Raw genomic sequence first — 3,440 nt, 5'->3', positions numbered from 1 at the left:
TATCGACGAGAACCCATGTTTGTCCCCATTGTGGCTATGTAGAAGATAGAGATATTAACGCCGCTATCAACATTCTCAAAAAGGGACTAAGTACGGTGGGACACACCGAAACTAATACGCTTGGGGAGAGATTCCCTCTGGCGAATGTTGGATACGTCCTGCCAGATTAAGGAAACTCAGTGAACCAAGAATCCCTCGCTTAAGCGCGATGGGAGTGTCAACCCCCTCCGACAATAGTAACAATTTCTAATTTATCCCCCTCCTTGATTTCCGTGTTTTCCCAATACTGACGATGGAGGATTTCCCCGTTATATTCCACTGCAACTAACCGAGGATTCATGCCCAAATTTTCTAACATTTGCCCTAGTTTAGTTGCGGGTAAACAGGTTTGAGTTTTGCCGTTAATTTGCAAGGTTATTTCTGACATGGATTTGGATATAAACGAATCAAGTTAATCGGAGGAGACAGGAGACAGGAGACAGGAGACAGGAGACAGTATTCAGGAGACAGTATTCAGGAGACAGTATTCAGGAGACAGTATTCAGGAGACAGGAGATTATTTTTATTTATTCTTTCCACACCCCACACCCTACACCCTACACCCTACACCCTACACCCTACACCCCACACCCCACTTCCCACTTCCCACTCCCTACTTTAATTGGTTTAATAATTGTTGTGTCACCACATCGGGGTGCTGCGCTTCCATGATGGCCCGGACTACAGCTACCTGTTGCGCTCCTGCTTCTAAAACCTCTTTAATGTTACTACTATCAATACCACCGATCGCAAACCAGGGTAAAGGGCAATTTTCCCGCGCATAACGGACATATTCCAATCCTGCGGGGGTTTTTCCTGCTTTGGTGGGGGTGGCATAAACCGGCCCGACTCCCACATAATCGGCCTTTTCTTGGATTGCTTTGGCCATCTCTTGGGGATTAGTGGTGGACCGGCCGATAATTGCCCCAGGACCGAGAAATTGCCGCGCTAGGGAAATCGGTACATCCTGTTGACCGAGATGAACACCATCGGCATGAATGGCCTGAGCAATATCGACGCGATCGTTCATAATAAACAAAGCATCGTAACGGTGGCATAACTCACACAGTTTAGCGGCCTCTTCTAAACGAATGGTATCAGCGGCGGTTTTATGGCGGTACTGCACCAATTTTAACCCCCCTTTTAGGGCTAATTCAACGATTTCTAGCAGATTTTCGGCAGGAGAAGTGACTAAATAGAGGGGAGATGCTTGCAGTCTTTCCAGAGGTGGAGAGATTAATAGTTTACTCTCTAGCTGATAAACCCGATAGCGCAGCTGTTTACAGGCTATCCCTAGCTCCAGATCATAGAGTTTACCGTATTCTTCTAAAACCCTAAAAGCCTCCTGTACGCGAGCGAGATTGGCCTGCAGCAGTCCCTCGACAGTCTCCCGGATTTCTTCCCTGGGATGGCTTAAATCCCTGCCGATATCGCCGGCCGTGTCCCGATGTAGTTTAAGATCGATCGAGTGCCAACTAGCTAATTGATGGCGCATTTCTTTACATTCTTGGGCTAAATCGGGATTATCTAAGCCAAAACGACACCATTCTTCGATAATTCGCAGTCCTTCTCTGGCGCGGTCAAGGTTAGCATCGAGAATCCGTTTAATCGCCGTGGTTTCTAGTTTCATTTGCCGTTAATGTGGATGTCAATATAGCCGTCAGCCGTCAGCTAAAATATTACTATTTTTGGCCGTTGTTCGGGGAACAGTAGAGGCGGCATCAGACAACTAAAAAGAGGGATAAGAAACCCAGGCCAAGGATAATTTTAAGCCACACGGACATCCTTAAGCGCTCCTAGGTATTCTAGTAATTGCCGATGAGCCGGGTTATGTAGTGGGTAGAGATGATCGTAACAGATGGTGACGAGGGCTTGCAGATCGTCCACTAAATCCTCAGCTGCAATGGATTCCTGGGTTTGATTGAGGAGAATGACTTGGATTTTGAAGAGACGGCACAAACCCAAAATAAAATCATGACAAAAGCGACTCACACTTTCCGCATGGGTTAAAACTAGAGATTTCACCTCACCCTGACAAATCATCTTCACTAGACGCATAAAATTAGGGTGATTGTGGCTGACTCCGTCGCCGATATCGGTGAGAATTTCAAAGGGTTGACCCTGCTGATGGCAAAATTCTTCTAACGCTTTTATCTGGGTGTCTAATTGGGGTTTTTGTTCAGGTCGATTAACACGAGCATAGCCAATAATCAATGGGGTTGCTTGACCAGATTGTAAGAGATCTTCCGGTCGAAATCGGCGATGACCGCCGCGGGTACGAATTGAGGAAATTTTACCCTGTTGTTCCCAGCGCCGGAGGGTTTTAATGCTAACCCCGAGTAAATCGGAAGCTTCTCGAATAGTGATGAGAGTATTCATAGTATATAAGCTGTTAAGTATTTAAATTGCTTGTTGAGATGAGGAAAGAGGCACTCATGCAAGAGGCAACAGTAAAGGGATTGGGTTAGATTCGGCTAATCTAAGAATAAGGTGTTTAAATGCGTCTTAACTTAACCCGGTTTTAATTAAAGAAATTTATCGAGAGAGAATCGTCCAACTTTAGACAGTCAGTTGTCCACTTTTATACTGCCATTGCCCTACGCTGGTAACTATAGATGATTTGGGAAAATTAGTCATACCTCTTTAGATAGAGATATTAGACGGGATTTTTGGTCTTTCTAAAACCTGAGTTTGTCCGGGGGTTTTGGGGTGACATTTTTGTGGGAGCAAAAGGAAGTTACCTCGTTAGGGAGTTGATTGCCATCGAACTCCAGTTTTGACTGTCAAAACTGTTAAGTTTTATACATTGTACCTCTCTTGATTAAGTTTTGTAACGAATTGAGAGATTTTTTTTTGAACTAAGTAGGGAGGCACAATTATTTGTAGGATGGGTTAGCGGTAGCGTAACCCATGCGGGCGTTGGGTTTCATGCTTCAACCCAACCTACGTTCATCTTATATTTAATTCCACCCACCTACTTAGAGCCTGTTTATTTGTCCAACTTTGACCAGAAAAGCTTGGGTATATTTCTGGACTTCCCCCGTATAAACATACTAGCTATGGCTAAAAGTCTTACAGAGCCTGAGTTCAAGCCATACAATACCAATGAACTACTGGACACAAAATCCTGAAGTTCTTACGCCGATAGGGTTTGAGGCAAAAATTTTCAAATTTGACCTTTAGACCATTATAGCTTGTTTCGGGGCAGAAAATCAGCAAAAACATGGCTACAGAGGGAATCCCTTACTCTAGAGATTAATGACACTATCTGTTAAAATCAGGTTAGCGATCACTATACAGCCAACTCTACGGAATCGCTCTACTCCAGATACAGTCAACGGTACAGCCATTTTCAAGGGAAAAATGTACCCAGTAGCCTCTTTTCAATTTTTTCTGAGAAG

At 44.4% G+C, this 3,440-nt stretch carries 4 protein-coding genes; 1 reads left to right on the top strand and 3 read right to left on the bottom strand.

All coding sequences use genetic code 11. The features are described from left to right. A partial coding sequence (locus tag IM500_RS24645) for a zinc ribbon domain-containing protein (protein ID WP_353737935.1) occupies positions 1-170 on the top strand: 170 nt, incomplete at its 5' end. A gap of 47 nt (positions 171-217) precedes the next feature. On the opposite strand, the gene thiS is transcribed toward IM500_RS24645, so the two are convergent. From thiS to IM500_RS22925, 3 genes are all read right to left on the bottom strand, one after another. Beyond that, positions 218-427 (bottom strand): sulfur carrier protein ThiS, encoded by a 210-nt coding sequence (gene thiS / locus IM500_RS22935; protein ID WP_043999042.1) that lies wholly within the window; start codon positions 425-427, stop codon positions 218-220. Positions 428-652: 225 nt separating this feature from the next. Beyond that, positions 653-1,669 carry a thiamine phosphate synthase gene (locus tag IM500_RS22930; protein WP_190722095.1) on the bottom strand — a complete coding sequence of 339 codons (1,017 nt, stop codon included), beginning with the start codon at positions 1,667-1,669 and terminating at the stop codon, positions 653-655. Positions 1,670-1,806: 137 nt separating this feature from the next. Next, complete coding sequence (locus tag IM500_RS22925) at positions 1,807-2,418, bottom strand: IS607 family transposase (RefSeq protein WP_190722096.1); 612 nt, start codon at positions 2,416-2,418, stop codon at positions 1,807-1,809. Between the last annotated feature and the right edge of the window lie 1,022 nt (positions 2,419-3,440).

This window comes from Microcystis sp. M179S2 (assembly GCF_020245805.1).
Taxonomy (GTDB): Bacteria; Cyanobacteriota; Cyanobacteriia; order Cyanobacteriales; family Microcystaceae; genus Microcystis; species Microcystis aeruginosa.
This window is presented reverse-complemented; position numbering and strand designations above follow the sequence as displayed.

Excerpts from the sequence above, each read along its gene's own strand:
- IM500_RS22930 (WP_190722095.1), bottom strand. The coding sequence starts at position 1,669 with ATGAAACTAGAAACCACGGCGATTAAACGGATTCTCGATGCTAACCTT.
- thiS (WP_043999042.1), bottom strand. The coding sequence starts at position 427 with ATGTCAGAAATAACCTTGCAAATTAACGGCAAAACTCAAACCTGTTTA.
- IM500_RS22925 (WP_190722096.1), bottom strand. The coding sequence starts at position 2,418 with ATGAATACTCTCATCACTATTCGAGAAGCTTCCGATTTACTCGGGGTT.